A 16,495-nucleotide genomic window follows, 5' to 3' on the forward strand; every position below is an offset into this window, starting at 1 on the left:
GGGTCACCGCGGCGGGCGCGGAGTGACGACGACGGTGACGTGCGCGCCCGGTCGCGCGACGACGCGCACGGTCCGCGCGCGGTCACCGGGCGGGGCCGGCACGGCGGTGCGAGCGGCACCGGTCAGTTCGATGCGCCAGCCGCCCGCCCGGGGCGGCAGCGAGACCTCGGTGACGCCGTGCCCGGCGCGGTACGACAGCCGGTAGACGCCGCCGTCCGGCTCGTACGTCTGAGCGGTGATCCGTCCGGCGACGGCCGGGGCGTACGGCGCCGAGGTCTGCTCCTTGTTGGTCCGGAAGCGCCCCTCGGCGTCCACGGCGCAGTACCCGCCGCCGTAGCACCAGACGTACCCCGCCCAGCCCGAGGTGTAGCGGTTCAGGGACGACAGGGCGTCGCGGTAGAAACGCCCCATGTTCGGCAGGGAGTTGTTCAGGGGGCCCCACTCGCCCACCACGACGGGTACGCGGTACCGGCCGGGATAGACGGTCACCGCGGACTCGTACGCCTCGATCCAGCCGGCTGACGGGTCGTAGTCGGCGCCCGCCTCCATGGCCGTGTTGTAGAAGTGGGGCGCGTAGACGGCCTTCGGGTCGTCGATCCGGCCCAGGCCGGTGGGGACGCCCTCCCCCACGATGGGAGTCGGTTCGAAGAAGATCCAGGAGTCGTCGTCGACGTCGCGGACGGCGTCGGCGAGCCGGTTGTACAGCGGGGTGAGCTGCTCGCGCTCGATGCGCCGGGCGGCCGTCGGCAGGTCCTCGCCGCGCGCGATCTCCCCCATGGGCTCGTTGATCAGGTCGTAGCCGAGGACGGCCGGGTGGTCCCCGAGGCGCCGGGCCAGCACCCGCCACATGTCCGCCTGGGCGCGGCGCAGGTCGGGGTCCTCGTAGAGGTGGGTGAACGCCCGTTGCACGGCCGGTTCGAAGTACTCGGCGAACCAGTCGTCGGGGTGCGGGGTGAACGGCAGACCGTCGGTCCTCGTCGCCCACTCGGGGATGCCGCGGTGCCCGAACGCGGGCCCGAAGACGTCCTGGTGCGCGTCGATCAGGACGTGCACGCGGTGTTCGTGCGCCCAGTCCAGGATGCGTTCGATCCTGCGCAGGTACCGCTCGCTGTAGTGGCCCCGCCGGGGTTCGAGGTCGTCCCAGAAGACGAGGAGCCGGGCGAAGTTGAAGCCCCGGGCCCGCAGGTCCCGGAAGTGCCGCTCACTGATCGCGGACAGGGCGTCCTCACCCCGGTGCGTCTTGTCCTCGACGTTCCAGCCGCGCAGGGTCAGGACGCGGCCCCGGTCGTCCGTGAGCCGGGCTATGCCGGAGGGCGGGACCCGATGGTCCTCGACGGCCGGCTGCGCGTAGGCCGTCCCGGTGGCCAGCAGCGCGATGCAGACGAGCGCGGTGAGCAGACGGCGGTACATGGGACCTCCGGCACGCTCGGTCGACTGTGCCGCAGATCACATCAGGAAGGGTGAGGATTGTTCAAGACCGCGGACGGCGTGCGGGCGCGGTACCGAGGCTTCGCGTGGCGGGCATCCGGCCGGGCCGTGACACTGGGGGAACCAGTGATCGCAGACAGGCGGACCATGACCACCATCGAGGAGACGGTCCGGGTCACGGTGCCGGTGCGTACCGTGTACAACCAGTGGACCCAGTTCAAGACGTTCCCCCGGTTCATGACCACGGTGAAGAGGGTCGAGCAGGTCAGACCGTCCATCACCCATTGGGTGGTCGGTGTGGGGCCGGTGCGGCGCGAGTTCGCGACGGAGATCATCGACCAGCGGCCGGACACCTGTGTCGCCTGGCGGAGCCTGGACTCGCACCACCGGGGCGAGGTGACGTTCCACGCGGCGGGTCCCGACCGGAGCATGGTCACCGTACGCATCGAGGTCGGGCGGCGGGGTGCCGCGGCCGTACTGTCCGGCCTCTCCGGTGTCGCGCGACGCGTGCTCCGGTCCGAGCTGGCGCACTTCAAGGAGTTCATCGAGGGTCTGGGCCAGGAGGCCGGGGGCTGGCGGGGAACCATCCGGAACGGGCACGTCCTGCCGGCGGAGCCCGAGCCCGCGCGCTGCCGCGTTCCCCGTTGGCCCGTGGGCTGATCCGACCGGCGAGAAAGCGAGCGACCTCTGTGACGCACAGGCCACCGGGCGAAGAGCCCCCGCAGGAACTCACCGTCACTCCGCCCAAGAAGTGGGCGGCGGGCGTGCCCGCGGTGCGGCACGCCCTGGAGTACTCCCTCGACGAGACGTCCCTGAGGCGGACCGGGGTGACCCTGCTGACCATGAACCAGGTCGGCGGCATCGACTGCCCCGGCTGCGCGTGGGCGGACCCCTCCCCCGGCCACCGGCACCGCAACGAGTACTGCGAGAACGGCGCCAAGCACATCAACGACGAGGCGACGTCCCGGCGCGTCACCGCCGACTTCTTCCGCGAGCACTCGGTGTCCGCACTGCGCCGGCACTCCGACCTCTGGCTCAACCAGCAGGGGCGGCTCACCGAGCCGATGGTCAAGCGCCCGGGTTCGGACCACTACGAGCCCATCAGCTGGCACGACGCGCTGGGGCTGATCGCCGACGAGCTGAGGTCGCTGCACTCCCCCGACGAGGCGGTCTTCTACACCTCCGGCCGGGTCAGCAACGAGGCCGCCTTCGCGCTGCAGCTGTTCGCCAGGGCCTTCGGCACCAACAACCTGCCCGACTGCAGCAACATGTGCCACGAGTCCAGCGGCTTCGCCCTGCACGAGACACTGGGCACCGGCAAGGGCACGGTGAGTCTCCAGGACCTCCACCACGCCGACCTGATCTTCCTGGTGGGACAGAACCCGGGGACCAACCATCCGCGGCAGCTGTCCGCGCTGGAGGAGGCCAAGCGCAACGGGGCCCGGATCGTCGCGGTGAACACCCTGCCGGAGGCCGGACTGCTGCGGTTCAAGAACCCGCAGAAGGCTCGCGGGGTGATCGGACGCGGCGTCGAGATCGCCGACCGGTTCCTGCACATCCGCAGCGGCGGGGACCTCGCCCTCTTCCAGGGGCTGAACCGGCTGCTGCTGGAGGCCGAGGACGACCGGCCGGGCACCGTGCTCGACCACGCGTTCATCCGCACGAGCACCAGCGGCTTCGAGGACTTCGCACGGCATGCCCGGACCATCGCCTGGGACGACGTTCTGCGGGCCACCGGACTGACGCGTGCGGAGATCGAGGAGGTGCACGGCGACGTCCTGCGCAGCAAGCGGGTGATCGTCTGCTGGGCCATGGGCGTGACGCAGCACAGGCACGGCGTCCCCACCATCAGGGAAATCGTGAACTTCCTGCTGCTGCGCGGCAACCTCGGCAGGGCCGGAGCCGGTGCGTGCCCCGTGCGCGGGCACAGCAACGTGCAGGGCGACCGCACGATGGGCATCTGGGAGCAGATGCCCGACGACTTCCTGGACGCGCTGCGGGAGGAGTTCGGCTTCGATCCGCCCCGCGCCCACGGCCTCGACTCGGTGAACTCGATCAGGGCCATGGGCGAGGGCCGGATCAAGGTCTTCCTCGGCGTGGCGGGCAACTTCGTCCTGGCCGCCCCGGACACCGCGGTCACCGAGGACGCCATGGAGCGCTGCCGGCTCACCGCCCACATCTCCACCAAGCTCAACAGATCGCACACGGTCTGCGGTGAGACCGCGCTGATCCTGCCCACCCTGGGCCGGACGGAGCTCGACATCCAGGCGGGCGGCGAGCAGTTCGTCACCGTCGAGAACTCGATGAGCGAGGTGCACGTCTCCCGGGGCCGTCTCACCCCGGCCTCCAGGGTCCTGCTCAGCGAGGTCGCCATCCTGTGCCGGCTGGCCCGCCGCACCCTCGACGGCCGGACCGGCATCCCCTGGGAGCGGTTCGAGGGCGACTACGGGTCCCTGCGTGACCGGATCGCCCGCGTGGTGCCGGGGCTGCACGACTTCAACCGGCGGGTGATCCGGCCGGGTGGCATCAGGCTGCCCAACCCGGTCAACGAGGGCGTCTTCGCCACGTCCACGGGCAAGGCCCGGTTCACCCGCAACGACTGGGAGATGCCGACGGCTCCCGAGGGACACCTGCTGTTGCAGACGCTCCGCTCGCACGACCAGTGGAACACGGTCCCCTACACGAACAACGACCGCTACCGGGGCATTCACGGCAGCCGGCGGGTCGTGCTGGTCAACCCCGAGGACATGGCGGACCTCGGACTCGCCGAGAAACAGCACGTCGACCTGGTGAGCGTGTGGAGGGACGGCACGGAACGCCGCGCGGAGGGCTACCGGGTGGTGCCGTATCCGACCAGCCGTGGCTGCGCGGCGGCGTACTACCCGGAGACACAGGTCCTCGTTCCGCTGGACAGCGTGGCCGAGATCAGTAATCAGCCGACGTCGAAGGGGCTGGTGGTGCGGCTGGAGTCCGCGGGCCCGGAGCCCGGCGAGCCCGCGGATCCGCCCGTCGAGTGAGGTCGCCGCCCTCCGACGGGTCAGCCGCCCGAGCGGCCGGGACGCATCGGTTCGAACCGGACGTGGCGCCACACCTCGCGGAAGCCGCACGTGTCGTCGGCCGTCAGGCCGTCGTCGGGGACGGCCCAGTATCTGACCGGCGTGGTGTCCGACGTGACCGCCGGCCAACCCGGGTCCCCGGTGGCCGCGAAGCCGGCCCAGGAGCGGAGCATGCGGCGGGACAGGGCCCGGTCGTCTGCGTCGGGCGCGCCGCCGATGACGAAGTCCGCGCCGACGGCGTCCAGGTTGCCGAAGGCGAAGGGGACGTCCGCGGTGTGCCAGGGTCCGGCCGCACCGCGCCGGCGGGCGAAGCGGGCCAGGTACGCCCGGCCGCCGGCCCTCGCGTGCTGCTCGGCGAGCCGGGTGGTGTACTCGCCGAACCGCGCGTCGCCGAGGACCGCGAGGCAGCGGTCGAGCACCGGGGCGTCCGGCAGCAACTCCCGGTAGCCGTCGACCAGGTGGGCGGGGAGGCGCAGGGCCTCGGCGACGTCCGCGAGTTCCGCCTCGGTGACGGCTGCCCGGACGGCCCCCACCATGTGGAGGAACCGGTATTCCTCCAGCGTGTGACAGACCAGCAGATCCACGTCCCGCGCCGTGCCGGAGACGAGCGCGCGGAGCGGTTCCGCGGGCAGCACCTCGCCGTCGACGACGGGCTGGAAGATGACGGGGTCGAAGGCCTGGACCGGCGTCACGGGATTGGCCCGGCAGTCCGCGGCGGCCTTGTCGGACGCGGCCACGAGCGCCTCGGGCGGCACGGACAGCAGTCCCGCGGCCGTCGGGCTCACCCCGGCCCCGGCCGCGATCCGCTCGGTGACCGCCTCGGCGAGCTCCACGGTGAAGAAGGCACTGGGCACGCTGTGGGCGATGGCCCGCCGGAACAGCCCGCGCGCCCGCTCCATGACCACCAGGCAGGCCACCGAGCCGCCCCCGGAGGAGTGCCCGGCGATGGTGACGTTGTCGGGGTCGCCGCCGAAGGCTTCGATGTTCTCCCGGACCCAGTCCAGGGCGGCGGCCTGGTCGAGCAGCCCGCGGTTGTCGGGGAACCCGGGCACCCTGCCGAAGCCCTCGAAGCCCACGCGGAAGTTGCAGCTCACCACGACCAGACCGGCGCGGGCCAGGGACGCCCCGTCGATGTCGGGCTGGGCGGACGAGCCGAAGGTGTAGGCGCCACCGTGGAGCCAGAAGAACACCGGCAGCCCGCCGTCTCCCGCACCGTCGGGGACCCACACGTTGACGCTGAGGACGTCCTCGTCGCCCGGGCGCCACACCGGCGCTCCGGGCAACTCGGCCGACTGCGGGGCGATGGGGCCGAAGTCCGTGCAGTCCCGTATCCCGCTCCAGCCCGGCGCCGCTTGCGGCTCCCGGAACCGGCGGGCACCGAAAGGCGCGGCGGCGTACGGGACGCCGAGCACGGCTGTGACACCGTCACCGGCCGCGGTACCCCGCACCCGGCCCCGGGTCGTACGGAAGACTGCCTCTTCATCACGTGGTTGCTCACTCATCGCGCGTCAGTCTGACTGAGTAGGAACTGAGTACGCGCACCCATGTGCGGCCAAGTGACGGGGACCACACTCAGGCCATGACGAACATTCCGCCTCCGGCCGAGGAACTGCGCTTCCTCGACGCCGAGCTGCGGCAACTCGACGCCCGCCGCGCCCTCTTGCTCCGGCGCCGCGAGTGGCTGGTCCACGCCCTGCGTACGACCTCCGCACCGCAGCCCGCCCGGGTGGCCGACCCGGTGTGGCCCGGCACGGCCGCGCAACGGCCGGAGGCCACGGCACCCGGCGTGCAGAACGTGCTGCTGCTCCTCGGCGGCGTCCTCCTGACGGTCGCCGCCATCGCCTTCACCCTGGTCGGCTGGGGTCACCTGGGTATCACCGGACGGGCACTGGTGCTGGGCGCGGTGACCCTGAGCGCGCTGGCCGCGCCCGTGCCGTTGCTGCGACGAGGACTGGGCTCGACCGCCGAGGCGGTGGCGGCTCTGGGCATGGCTCTGACCGTGCTCGATGCCTACGCCCTGCACGAAGTGGCGTTCAGCGGCAGCGGCGGTCTCGGGTACACGGCTGCCGCGTCGGCCGTCCTGGCCGGTGCCTGGGCCGCGTACGGTGCGGGAGTGGGCCAGCTGGTGCCGCGGCCGGCCGGCGACGTCGCGGCGGAGCAGGGTCCGGCGCGAGCGGGCGGGCGCCTCGCCCTGCGGCTCCCGCTCCCCCTCGCCGCGGTGACCGCGCAGCTGCCGCTGCTTCTGTGGGCGCTCGCCGTCGACGCGGGCCCGTATGCGCTCACCGCCGCGCTGCTGGCGACCGCCGCGGCCGACACCGCCGTGTCGCTCCGGTCGGCCCACGCGCCGGTGCGGGTCGTCACGCTCGTCGGCGCCTGCGGCACGGGTGCCGTCGGGGTGCTGTCGGCCGGATGGCTCTGCTGGAGCGCGCCCGGTCCGGGTACCGCCGCGCGGGGCGCCGCGCTCCTGGTCCTCGCAGCGGCGATCGCCCTGACCGCCGCCCTGTTCGCCCCGAGGCCGGACGTCGCCGTGTGTACCGCCCTGTCCGCCGGGCTGTGCCTGGTCGCGGGGGCCGGCGGGGTACTGCGGGCGTCGGTGCCCGGTGAGTGGACGGTGCCCGGATGCCTGGCCCTCGGGATCAGCCTGCTGACGGCCGTCCGGATGCCCCTCCCCCGGCCGCTGCGGCGGGGGATGGCCGGCGCCTCGCTGGTCGTCCAGGGCCTCGCGGTGCTGTGGGCGCTCCCGCTGGTCGCGGGGACGCTCTTCGGCCCGGCGGCCTGGATCGAGCGGCCCTGGTCGGGGGTGCCGATCGACTCCCGGGACGCCGTGTTCGCGGACGCCGACTGGCCTTCCTACGCGACTGCCGCGCCGCTCGTCCTCGCCCTCGTGGCCGGTGTGCTGGCCGTGGCCGAGCGCCGCGCGGTGTGGCGCCCGGCGGCCGCGGTGGGTGCGCTCGTCCTCGGGTGGGCGGCGGCGACCGTGACTCCGGTGGTGCTCGAACTGCCTTACGGGGCGGGGCTGGTGGCGCAGGGTGTCCTGGTCGTGGCCTCGCTCTGCGTCGCCGAACGGGCCCGTCGTGCGGCAGGCGGTCCGTCCGCGCCGGCCGTGACGGCCGTCGTACTGGCCCTCGTCACCTCCGTCACCCTCGCCCTCCTCTCCCTGGCCACCGAGTCCGGGACGATCGGGGTGCTCCTGACTCTGACGACGCTGTTCGGCGTCGCGAGCGCCCGTCCGGGGCTCGTCGTGTTCGCCGCGCCCGCCGCCCTGGCGTACGCCGCGGCTCTGGCCTGCGCGGTCGGGGCGTTTGCCGGCCGGCCTCCGGAGCACACCGCGCTGCTGGTCCTGGTCGTACCCGTCGTCGCCGCTCTGAGCGCGGCGCGGACGCGGGGCTCGGCCGCGACCGTCCCGGTCGAAGGGGCGGGTGCGGCCGCGGCGCTGCTGTCGATCGCTCTCACGGCGCGGGATCTGCCCATGCTGGCCCTGGTGCTCTCGCTCTGCGGGGTCGTCACCGCCGGGACCGCGCTGCGGCCGGAGCGGCGACGGGCCGGTCATGCGGCGGCCGCCCTGTTCCTGGCGGCCACCTGGGTGCGGCTGGCGGCGTGGGACGTCACCACGCCGGAGGCCTACACGCTGCCGGTGACCGTCGCCGCGCTGGCCGTCGGGCACCTGGCCCGGCGCCGTGATCCGTCGGTGTCCTCCTGGACGGCGTACGCGGCGGGGCCGGCCGTCACCCTGGTGCCGAGTCTGCTCGCGATGTGGGGAGATCCGCACTGGCTGCGGCCCCTGCTGCTCGGCACCGCCGCGCTGGCCATGACCCTGGCGGGCGCACGGTTCCGTCTCCAGGCCCCGCTGGTCCTGGGCGGGAGCGCACTCGCGCTGGTGGCGCTGCACGAGCTCGCCCCTTACGTCACGCAGGTCGTCGGCGCGCTTCCCCGATGGGCACCTCCCGCACTCGCCGGTCTGGCCCTGCTGGCCCTGGGCGCCACCTACGAACAGCGCCTGCGTGACGCGAGGCGGCTGCGGGAAGCACTGGGGCGGCTCCGGTAGGCGACGCCCCGGACGCGGGCCGCCGACTGTCGGTCCCCGACGCCGAGTTCGTCGCATGAAGCCGGAGATGCTCGACAAACTGAACCGGGCCCGCGAGTCGGCGCTCGCGCGCGGAGTCCCGCCCGCCGAGGCGGAGAGGTGGCTGGAGGCCGCCCGTCCGTGCGCGACGCTCACGCCTGACGGGGACGGACCGGTCGTCGGCCGCTTCGGCGGACCCCTGCTGCTTCCCGTCGAGTCTCCCGACCCTCCGGCGCGCACGTACCTGATCGCCTCCATAGATCTCGCGGCACTGCCCGCGGACGCGACGACCCTGCCGCTGCCGTCCGACGGTGTACTGCACCTGCTCGCCCGGTCCACCGACGACGGTTTCGATGCCGGCGGCGAAGCGGTGTACGTTCCTGCCGGCACACCGGTGGAGGAGCGCCCCCTGAGCCCGAGGCACTCGCCCAGGGACCCGTGGGCGAACATGGGCCTGGGCCCTCATGAGGGGACGGCACTGCGGCTTCGCCGTTGAGGTCTCCCCGCCGGACTGCAAGGCGATGTACGACCCCGCCGAGCACCCCCACGCCGCGGAACTGCGCGATGCCTGGCGATCGGTGCGCGACGAGGACCGGTCACGCGGCAGGTCCTTGCTGCGGATCGACGGGTACGCCCGCGATCCCTACGGCGAGTTCGACATGCTTGACCCAGCAGCGTCGCTGAGGGCCCGGAGGGAAGGGCGGCCGCCGGGCGAGCCCGCCAGTGCCTGGGCCGCACCCCGGCCGGAGGACTGGGCCCTGCTCACCCAGCGGTACGGGGGCGTCTACGTCCACGGTGACGTCTACTGGACGGTCACGAGAAAGAACCTGGCGGAGCGCCGATTCGATGAGGTGGACGTATTGGGGTACATCGAAGGCCCGGCCTGACCGGCGCCCGCGCCGCTCGCGTTCCGGAATTCACCGAGCACCCCCTGACGTTGATCGGGTCATGACTCAAGCACCGGCACCACGCCCACTGTCCGACGAAGCGCTCTCCGGCCTGCTCGGCAGCCAGCAGTTCGGCACACTCGCCACCGTCAAGCGCAGTGGCCACCCCCACCTGACCACCATGCTGTACGGATGGGACCCGGAGGCCCGTATCGTCCGGTTCTCGACCACGGCGGACCGGGTCAAGCTCGGGCACATACGGCGCGAGCCGCGTGTGGCGCTGCACGTACAGGGTGACGACGTGTGGTCGTTCGCCGTCGCGGAGGGCGAGGCCGAGGTCTCGGAGATCACGACGGTGCCCGGCGACGCGGTCGGGAGGGAACTGCTCGCGATGATGCCGGCGACCCTCAGACCCGACGACGAGGAGGCGTTCCTGGCGCGGTCGGTCGCCGAGCGCCGAGTGGTCGTCAGGCTGAAGGTGGACCGCTTGTACGGCACGGCACTCGACGTCCAAGGGTGACGCACCGCTGTGGCCGCGTCAGCGGCGATGGACACTGACCGCGTAACCTCCGCCGTCGTAGGGGTCGGCGTCCCAGGTGGCGAAGCGGTCGGTGAGCGTGAGGCCGGCCGCCGTGCAGTGGGCGTCGTACTCCGCCAGCGTGAGGCTGGGCGGCACGGGCAGGTGCTCCCGGTCCAGGCCGAAGCCGGCGACGAGCAGGCCGCCCGGGTGCAGGGCCCGGGCCAGGACGGCGGCGACGGCGGCCTCCGTGCCCGGCGCGAGGAGCGGGAACACGTTGCCCGCGGCGACGACCAGGTCGAAGCCGGGGCCGACGTCCGCCGCGGCCGGGTCGAAGTCGGCCAGGTCGGCCTGCAACCAGGTCAGCCGGGGCGCGTTCCGACGGGCCACGGCAAGCATGGAGGCGTCGCGGTCCACGCCCACCCCGTCGTAACCGAGGTGGGCGAGTTGGGTCAGGACCCGCCCGGTGCCGCAGCCCGCGTCCAGCACCCGCGCCCCTGGGGGCACCAGCGTGGCGCACAGTCGCGCCTCGCCGTGGACGTCCTGCCCGCGTTCGGCGAGTTCGGCGAAACGCGCGGCGTACTGCTCACCGGACGTACCGCCGGTCAGCTGCTCCCATCGGCTCATGGCGGCAAGCCTAACGGGCCGCCGGCGTCGTCCGCTCCGCCAGGTAAATGCGTCGACAGCGCACCCCGCGCCCGGCAGAGTGGTCGCCCGTGACGAGCAGCGAACTGTGGACACGCGCGACCGCCGACCGCTACGACGCCGAGGAGACCGAGATGTCCTCGGCCGCCGTCCTCGGACCCACCCTCGACCTCCTCGCCGAACTCGCCGGGGACGGCCGGGCACTGGAGTTCGCCATCGGGACCGGACGCGTGGGCGTCCCCCTCCGGGAGCGTGGCGTGCCGGTGGCGGGCATCGAACTGTCCGAGCACATGGCGGCGGTCCTGCGGCGCAAGGCCGACGCGGACACGCTGCCGGTGACCCTCGGGGACATGGCCACGACCGTCGTCCCCGGTGAGTTCGCCGTGGTCTACCTCGTCTACAACACCATCACCAACCTGCTCACCCAGGACGAACAGGTCGAGTGCTTCCGCAACGCGGCCCGTCACCTGAGGCCCGGGGGCAGGTTCGTCATCGAGCTGGGCGTGCCGCCCCTGCGATACCTGCCGCCCGGCCAGACCGCGGTGCCGTTCGACGTCTCCGACCGGCACCTCGGGTTCGACACCTTCGACCTGGTCGAGCAGATCCTCGTCTCGAACCACTTCACCCGAGACGGCGACCACTACCGCCGCGGCAACTCCCGGCACCGGTACGCCTGGCCGGCGGAGCTCGACCTGATGGCGCGCATCGCCGGTCTCGACCTGGAACACCGTTACGCGGACTGGGACCGGACCCCGTTCACCCAGGACTCGGTGAAGCACGTCTCGGTGTGGCGCAAGCCGGCCTGACGACCGCCGCCGCGGGGGCGGGCGAGCCCTTCCAGTCCATACGCGACCAGGGCAGGGCGAGGTCGTCCGTGCCACGCACCGGACGGGGTGCCAGGTCCTCCACCCGCGCCGCCTCCGCGTGCCGGGCGAACACGGTGTCGGCGTACCGGTGGCCGGTGTCGGCGGCGATGAACACGGCCGTCCGGCCGGGCTCCGCACCGCGTTCCCAGCGGGCGGCGAGATAGGCGGCGCCGGTGGACAGGCCGGCGAAGACGGCGTGCCGGCGCAGCAGGTCCACGCTCCCGGCGAGGGCGGCGTCGAAGGCGAGCCAGTGGACGGTGTCGTAGAGGTCGTGACGCACGTTGCCGAACGGGATGGAACTGCCGATTCCGGCGATGATGATCTCCGGGTCCGAGACGTGGTCGCTGCCGAAGGTGACGCTGCCGAACGGCTGGACGCCGACGAGTCGCACGTCGACGGAGCGTTTGCCCAGGTAGTGGGCGAGGGCGCCGGTGGAGGCCCCCGATCCCACGCCGCCCACGAGGGACAGGGCGGCGGCACCGGTCTCCTCCTGGATCCGTTCGGCCACGGCCTCGTAGCCGAGGTAGTGGACGTCGTCGTGGTACTGGCGCATCCAGTGGTAGTCGGGGTGATCGCGCAGGATCTCCCGGACGCGGGCGACGCGGCGGCTCTGGTCGAGTTTGAGGTCGGTGCCGGGCCGCATCTGCTCCAGGGTGGCACCGAGGACGTCGAGTTGGGTGCGCAGGGTGTGGTCGACGGTGGTGGAGCCGACGATGTGGCAGCGCATGCCGTAGCGGTGGCAGGCCAGCGCGAGGGCGTAGGCGTAGATGCCGCTGGAACTGTCGACTAGGGTGTCGCCGCGCCGCACGGCCTTGGTGTCGAGCAGGTGGCGTACGGCGGCCAGGGCGGAGACGACCTTCATCGTCTCAAACCGCAGGCAGACGAGTCCGTCGTCGAGGCGTATCAGGTCCGGTCGGCCGATGGCCTCCGAGATGTGTTCGTCCACGGGGGTACTCCTCACTGGCGGGGGTCGCGAAGGTGGTGAAGGTCCGGGTCGACGGGATGCCTTCACGGTCCAGGGCGCGGGCGCAACGGTGCAGCCTGCGGTTCAGGCCGGGGACTCGGGGGTCGAAGAGGATGCCGGCGACGTTGCCGCTGTGGGCGATCTGCACCCCGGCGGCGCCCACGCTGTCGGCGATGCCGGTGAGTGCCGGGAACTCCTGGTGCCGCAGCACGCGTTGGCGCAGGCGGGCGCTGGCCGTGCCGACCCTGCCGAGCAGCGCGGTGTCGGCGTCGGTCACCGCCCTGCGCAGCATGCGGCGCAGGTGCTCGTACGCGGCGAGGTCGTCGTGCGCGACGACGACCGGCAGGGAGAGGGTGTCGACCGGTTCGCCGCCGCCGAGCGCGCACCCGACCACCACCGCGGGCGGCAGCGCGGAGCCCAGGGTCTCCAGGACGCGGCCCTCGCGCTGCGCGAAGAGCAGCGGGCGACAGCCGTGCATCAGGGGGTCGCTGGCGCCCTCGGCGCGCACCGCGAGGCGGGCGATGGTCTCCGGCGGCAGGAGCAGGCCCCGGGAGTCGGCGACCGCGCGCACCGTGGCGATGACGTCGCTGGTGGACGAGCCCATGCCGAGTCCGACGGGGAGGTCGCCGGTGAGGGTCAGCTCGCCGCCGCACGGTTCCTCTCCGAGGCGCTCGGCGCACTCCCGCAGCGCGAGGACGGCCGCCGCCCGCGCCTTGGCCCGGCCGCCCGGCGTCACCGTCACCTCGCCGGGCGGGCTGCCGGGCCGGTGGGTGAAACGGGCCGTGCTGCCCCGGGCGGTCATGGGCAGGGTGACCAGGCCGTGGCGGGGGCGGCGCCGTTCGTCGAGGAAGACGCCCTGGAGGATCTCGCCGTGGTGGCAGGCGGCGTGTCCGGTGCCCGTCGTCTCACGGGCGGCGGCGTCCGGCGACGCCGGCCGGCGGGTGGCGGACGTCATGCGCCGGCCGCCGCCCGGTAGCGGTACAGGGTCGTGGGTTCCGCGCTGAACTGGGAGAACGGGAAGGGTTCCGCGGACAGGGCGGTCACGCCCGCTCCGAGGAACGCGCGGGCCACGGCACTTCCGGTCTGGGCGTAGACCACCAGCGGCACGCCGCGCTCACGGCAACGGGCCAGGACGGTGTCGAAGCTGCCGTTGCTCAGGGTCATTCCGGTGGCGACCACGGCGTCGGCGGTGCCGAGCAGCTCGTGCATGTCGTCGGTGACCGGGTCGCCCCACTGGGTGGTACGGAGGTTGAAGTCGCAGAGCAGGGGCGAACCGCCGCGTTCGCGGATGGCCGCGACGAGCGGGTTGACCACGCCGATCAGGCCGACCCGGGCGCCGGCCCCGATGTCCAGGAGGCCGGCGATGGCCGCGTCGCGGGCCCGCGCCCGGGTCTCGGGTGTCCCGGCGGGCAGGGTGACCGGTTCCGCCCCGGCCGCCTCCCGGTGCGGCCGGGCCGCGCTCAGGTAGGCGTCGAGCGCGGCGATCCGCAGCGGGCGGGGCGCGTCGCGCAGCAGCGCGTCGAGGGGGGCGCCGGAGGCGTCGCGGCACAGGGACGGGTCGGCTTCTCCGGCCTCGAAGGCGCAGCCGCCGAACGAGTCGCCGACGCGGACGAGGATGTACTGGTTGAGGTAGGTGGTGTTCCCGCCGGCCAGCCGGGTGCCGTGGTGGACCCAGAACACGCTGGTCGCCGTCATGTCGGCGGGAGAGGGACCGTGTTCGCCCGCCAGTACGCCGGCCAGGAGTTCCTCGGTGTTCTTCATCGCGGGCCTCCGGAGCGGGGCGTGTCGTGGGTGATGCGGAACAGGAAGGTCAGCACGCCGTCCCGCCAGTCGTGGAGGTGGTCGACCCGGGGGCTCAGCCCGTGGTCCAGGGCGTGCTGGACGAGGGCGCGCAGGTCGGCGGTGTTGGAGGCGATGAGGTGGATCTCGCCGCCGGGTGCCAGGAGGTCCTTCTCCGTGATCTGGGCGAAGAACTTCTCGATCAGCGGTGCGCCCACGCAGACGTTGCGTACGACGTCGGGGTCGTCGCTGACGGTCTGGCTGACGGCGGGCGGGTTGAAAGTGACGACGTCCAGCTGGACGGCGTCCGGGAGGGCGTCGAAGACGTCGCTCACGGCGGGGAGGAACGCGGTGTCCGGGCGTTCGCCGACGAGGCGCCGGTAGTGGCGGGTGGCCGTGGCCACGCTCTCCGGATGGACGTCGAGCGCGTGGATCTCCCGGGCGCCCCGGATGCCCGCCGCCACGGCCTCGACGCCGAGGCCGACGCCCATGGCGGCGTAACGGCGGCCGCGGGTCTCGATACGGCCGTCGAGCAGCCGCTCGTGGATCAGGCGGCTGGTCCAGCCGGGTATGAAGACGCCGGGCGGGACGTCGAAGGTCCATCCGTTCCACTCGTAGGAGCGGGTGGTGTGCAGGTCGCCCTTGGGCTGGTTCAGGGCGATGATCCGGTCCGCGGGCAGCGGCGGGGGCAGCTGCTCGAGGAGAGCGGGGCCGGTGGTGTTCCGGTCCATTGGGGGGTCCCTCCTGGTCCTTGACGAGGCGTCAGGTGTACGAGGCGGACGAGGCGTCGGCCTCCTCCGGCAGCACACTAATGGAAATGATTGTCATTGCGATAGTCTGTCGCCGACGCAGCGCCACCCCGCTCGATGCGTCCCCCGCCGACCCCGTACACGACAGGAGCGCGTCATCGTGCCCACCCCCTCCGCCCCGCCCGACACTGTCGAGGAGCGAGCCGCGAAGCAGCGGACCGTCCTGCTCGACATCGCCTTCCTCCGCCTCTGGACGGGCGCCACGGCGTCGGGCCTGGCCACCTGGGCCCTGCCGTTCGTGCTCGGCCTCGCGGTCCTCGACCGGACGCTCACCGCCACCGACCTGGGACTGCTGCTCGCCGCCCGGACGGTGGGGTTCCTCACCGCGGTGCCCCTGGCCGGGGTGCTGGCCGACCGGCACTCCCGCCGGGGCGTCGTCCTGTGGGCGGGGCTCGCCGCCGGAGCCGCGGCTCCCGTGCTCGCCGCCGGACTGGACCGCTCGGTCCTGCTGATGGCCACGGCCGCCGCGGTGGCCGGCGCCGGTCAGGGTGCCTGCCGGCCCGCCTACCAGGCACTGACCGCCGAAGTGGTGGACGCCGGCCGCAGGCAGCAGGCCAACGCCGCGATGACCCTGGCCGTACGGGCTACCACGCTCGTGGGGCCCTCGCTGGCCGCCCTGCTCGCCGTGTTCCTCAGCACCGGGGCGCTGCTGGTGGGCATCGGGCTGCTCTGGCTCGTCGCCGCGTGCGTCCCCGGACGCGGCGCGCGGCCCGGCACCGTGAACGGCGCTTCCCGGCCCTCGGCCGCTACGGACAGGGCGTCGTTCCTCACCGAGTTCACCGAGGGGGTCCGCGAGGCCCGCAGGCACCCGTGGTTCCTCGCCGGGCTGGGCGCGCTGACGGCCGTCATAGCCACCGGCTACTCCGCGACGGGCGTCGCTCTCCCCATGGTCAGCAGGGACGAGTACGGCACCGAGGTCGTCCTCGCGGGTGCGATGACCGCCTACACCGCCGGGGCGCTGGCCGGTGCGCTGCTCATCGCCCGCTGGCGCCCCCGCTCCCCCGGCCGGGCCGCCCTGGCCGGACTCGCCGCGTACGGATTCGCCCCGCTCAGCCTCGTGTTTCCCGTGCACCCGGTCGTCGTGATGGCCGCCTACGCCGTCGCGGGCATCGGCATCGAACTGTTCAACGTGCCGTGGTTCACCGCCGCCCAGCGCGAGGTGGCCCCGGACAAGCTGGCCCGGGTCTCCTCCCTGGACTTCCTGCTCTCCTACGGCCTCGCCCCCGTCGGACTCGCCGTCATCGCCCCCGCCATCGACGCCTTCGGTGCCAGGGCGGTACTCGCGAGCTGCGCGGTCGTCTGCTTCGCGGCACCGGCGGCCGCGGCCCTGGTTCCCAGCACACGGACCTTCTCCCACCCGCCCGCGGGGACGGTCACCGCCCCTCGGGGGGCGGACCCTTCCGCCTGACGGGACCGGCCACTCACACGTTCGCTCCCGCCGCCCGCAGTGGGCGGCGGGAGCGAACGGCGTGTCAGGGGCC

At 73.3% G+C, this 16,495-nt stretch carries 15 protein-coding genes; 8 read left to right on the top strand and 7 right to left on the bottom strand.

Going from position 1 to position 16,495, the window contains the following annotated elements; translation table 11 throughout:
- Positions 1-3: 3 nt before the first annotated feature.
- Positions 4-1,410: a cellulase family glycosylhydrolase gene (locus AMK11_RS23845; protein ID WP_073730053.1), complete on the bottom strand. Its 1,407-nt coding sequence runs from the start codon at positions 1,408-1,410 to the stop codon at positions 4-6.
- A 165-nt stretch (positions 1,411-1,575) separates the two neighbouring features.
- Here AMK11_RS23845 and AMK11_RS23850 point away from each other — a divergent pair, with 165 nt between their 5' ends.
- Entirely contained in the window at positions 1,576-2,088 is a 513-nt protein-coding gene (locus AMK11_RS23850; protein WP_073730331.1) for an SRPBCC family protein, read from the top strand.
- 29 nt (positions 2,089-2,117) lie between these two features.
- Positions 2,118-4,445, top strand: coding sequence for an FdhF/YdeP family oxidoreductase (locus AMK11_RS23855; RefSeq protein WP_073730054.1), 2,328 nt, complete (start codon positions 2,118-2,120; stop codon positions 4,443-4,445).
- 20 nt (positions 4,446-4,465) lie between these two features.
- On the opposite strand, the gene AMK11_RS23860 is transcribed toward AMK11_RS23855, so the two are convergent.
- Positions 4,466-5,986: a carboxylesterase/lipase family protein gene (locus tag AMK11_RS23860; protein ID WP_073730055.1), complete on the bottom strand. Its 1,521-nt coding sequence runs from the start codon at positions 5,984-5,986 to the stop codon at positions 4,466-4,468.
- Positions 5,987-6,063: 77 nt separating this feature from the next.
- On the opposite strand from AMK11_RS23860, the gene AMK11_RS23865 reads away from it, so the two are divergent.
- The 4 genes from AMK11_RS23865 (at position 6,064) to AMK11_RS23880 (ending at position 9,954) form a co-directional block, all read left to right on the top strand.
- A complete protein-coding gene (locus AMK11_RS23865) occupies positions 6,064-8,529 on the top strand; it encodes an SCO7613 C-terminal domain-containing membrane protein (RefSeq protein WP_073730056.1) in 2,466 nt (821 codons plus the stop codon).
- Positions 8,530-8,596: 67 nt separating this feature from the next.
- The gene (locus AMK11_RS23870; protein WP_143194594.1) at positions 8,597-9,043 is read left to right on the top strand and encodes a hypothetical protein; all 447 of its coding nucleotides are present in this window, start codon (positions 8,597-8,599) and stop codon (positions 9,041-9,043) included.
- Positions 9,012-9,434 (top strand): hypothetical protein, encoded by a 423-nt coding sequence (locus AMK11_RS23875; protein WP_143194595.1) that lies wholly within the window; start codon positions 9,012-9,014, stop codon positions 9,432-9,434. The genes AMK11_RS23870 and AMK11_RS23875 overlap by 32 nt, the downstream gene beginning before the upstream one ends.
- Before the next feature lie 61 nt (positions 9,435-9,495).
- Positions 9,496-9,954, top strand: a complete 459-nt coding sequence (locus tag AMK11_RS23880; protein ID WP_073730059.1) for a PPOX class F420-dependent oxidoreductase — start codon at positions 9,496-9,498, stop codon at positions 9,952-9,954.
- An 18-nt stretch (positions 9,955-9,972) separates the two neighbouring features.
- Here the strand turns inward: AMK11_RS23880 and AMK11_RS23885 are convergent, their stop codons facing one another.
- Entirely contained in the window at positions 9,973-10,578 is a 606-nt protein-coding gene (locus AMK11_RS23885; RefSeq protein WP_073730060.1) for a class I SAM-dependent methyltransferase, read from the bottom strand.
- A gap of 89 nt (positions 10,579-10,667) precedes the next feature.
- On the opposite strand from AMK11_RS23885, the gene AMK11_RS23890 reads away from it, so the two are divergent.
- Entirely contained in the window at positions 10,668-11,402 is a 735-nt protein-coding gene (locus AMK11_RS23890; RefSeq protein ID WP_073730061.1) for a class I SAM-dependent DNA methyltransferase, read from the top strand.
- Here the strand turns inward: AMK11_RS23890 and AMK11_RS23895 are convergent.
- From AMK11_RS23895 to AMK11_RS23910, 4 genes are read right to left on the bottom strand one after another with little or no spacing between them, the layout of a single operon-like run.
- Complete coding sequence (locus AMK11_RS23895; RefSeq protein ID WP_073730062.1) at positions 11,353-12,408, bottom strand: pyridoxal-phosphate dependent enzyme; 1,056 nt, start codon at positions 12,406-12,408, stop codon at positions 11,353-11,355. The genes AMK11_RS23890 and AMK11_RS23895 overlap by 50 nt on opposite strands.
- The gene (locus tag AMK11_RS23900; protein WP_079187657.1) at positions 12,329-13,381 is read right to left on the bottom strand and encodes a GHMP family kinase ATP-binding protein; all 1,053 of its coding nucleotides are present in this window, start codon (positions 13,379-13,381) and stop codon (positions 12,329-12,331) included. The genes AMK11_RS23895 and AMK11_RS23900 overlap by 80 nt, the downstream gene beginning before the upstream one ends.
- Positions 13,378-14,187, bottom strand: coding sequence for a Rossmann-like domain-containing protein (locus tag AMK11_RS23905; protein ID WP_073730063.1), 810 nt, complete (start codon positions 14,185-14,187; stop codon positions 13,378-13,380). The genes AMK11_RS23900 and AMK11_RS23905 overlap by 4 nt, the downstream gene beginning before the upstream one ends.
- Positions 14,184-14,936, bottom strand: coding sequence for a methyltransferase (locus AMK11_RS23910; protein WP_073730064.1), 753 nt, complete (start codon positions 14,934-14,936; stop codon positions 14,184-14,186). The genes AMK11_RS23905 and AMK11_RS23910 overlap by 4 nt, the downstream gene beginning before the upstream one ends.
- A 178-nt stretch (positions 14,937-15,114) precedes the next feature.
- Here AMK11_RS23910 and AMK11_RS23915 point away from each other — a divergent pair, with 178 nt between their 5' ends.
- Positions 15,115-16,422 (top strand): MFS transporter, encoded by a 1,308-nt coding sequence (locus AMK11_RS23915; RefSeq protein ID WP_073730065.1) that lies wholly within the window; start codon positions 15,115-15,117, stop codon positions 16,420-16,422.
- Positions 16,423-16,495 lie beyond the last annotated feature (73 nt).

The organism is Streptomyces sp. CB02414 (assembly GCF_001905385.1).
In the GTDB taxonomy this organism is placed as follows: domain Bacteria; phylum Actinomycetota; class Actinomycetes; order Streptomycetales; family Streptomycetaceae; genus Streptomyces.

Bases quoted from the DNA above. Each gene is read 5' to 3' on its own strand.
- AMK11_RS23880 (WP_073730059.1), top strand. From the start codon at position 9,496: ATGACTCAAGCACCGGCACCACGCCCACTGTCCGACGAAGCGCTCTCC.
- AMK11_RS23885 (WP_073730060.1), bottom strand. From the start codon at position 10,578: ATGAGCCGATGGGAGCAGCTGACCGGCGGTACGTCCGGTGAGCAGTAC.
- AMK11_RS23860 (WP_073730055.1), bottom strand. From the start codon at position 5,986: ATGAGTGAGCAACCACGTGATGAAGAGGCAGTCTTCCGTACGACCCGG.
- AMK11_RS23875 (WP_143194595.1), top strand. From the start codon at position 9,012: ATGAGGGGACGGCACTGCGGCTTCGCCGTTGAGGTCTCCCCGCCGGAC.
- AMK11_RS23865 (WP_073730056.1), top strand. From the start codon at position 6,064: ATGACGAACATTCCGCCTCCGGCCGAGGAACTGCGCTTCCTCGACGCC.
- AMK11_RS23900 (WP_079187657.1), bottom strand. From the start codon at position 13,381: ATGACGTCCGCCACCCGCCGGCCGGCGTCGCCGGACGCCGCCGCCCGT.
- AMK11_RS23905 (WP_073730063.1), bottom strand. From the start codon at position 14,187: ATGAAGAACACCGAGGAACTCCTGGCCGGCGTACTGGCGGGCGAACAC.
- AMK11_RS23845 (WP_073730053.1), bottom strand. From the start codon at position 1,410: ATGTACCGCCGTCTGCTCACCGCGCTCGTCTGCATCGCGCTGCTGGCC.
- AMK11_RS23910 (WP_073730064.1), bottom strand. From the start codon at position 14,936: ATGGACCGGAACACCACCGGCCCCGCTCTCCTCGAGCAGCTGCCCCCG.
- AMK11_RS23850 (WP_073730331.1), top strand. From the start codon at position 1,576: ATGACCACCATCGAGGAGACGGTCCGGGTCACGGTGCCGGTGCGTACC.
- AMK11_RS23870 (WP_143194594.1), top strand. From the start codon at position 8,597: ATGCTCGACAAACTGAACCGGGCCCGCGAGTCGGCGCTCGCGCGCGGA.